The organism is Faecalibacterium sp. DFI.5.82 (genome assembly GCF_029076575.1).
Classification (GTDB): domain Bacteria; phylum Bacillota; class Clostridia; order Oscillospirales; family Ruminococcaceae; genus Faecalibacterium; species Faecalibacterium duncaniae.
In genome coordinates, this window is record NZ_JARFIS010000335.1 from 1 (window position 1) to 322 (window position 322).

General features: G+C 65.2%; 1 protein-coding gene. It reads right to left on the bottom strand.

Features of this window, described 5'->3' with window-relative positions:
- Positions 1-322, bottom strand: a 322-nt coding sequence (locus P0G09_RS16880; protein ID WP_275253243.1) for a glycosyltransferase, incomplete at both ends; no start/stop codon positions are given.

Sequence of the window (322 nt, forward strand, 5' to 3'; positions counted from 1 at the left end):
GGCAGCTGCTGGGGCTTGCCGTCCGGGAACACCAGCGAGGGCCGGGACATCACGGAATCCGGGTGGGCGGCCATCCAGTCGGCCAGATCACTCAGGGTATCAGCGGTCAGCAGGATATCCGGGTTGAGGATAAAGTGGAAATCGCTGTCCAGCTCGGGCAGGATCATATTGTGGCCGGTGCCAAAGCCGCCGTTCTCGGTGCGGCAGTGCACCACCACCTGCTGGCCCGGACATGCTGCCAGCAGGCCGTCCGCCACGGCCTGCTCGAGCTTTTTGCCGCTGCCGTCCGGGCTGGCATTGTCCACCAGATACAGGGTCACCG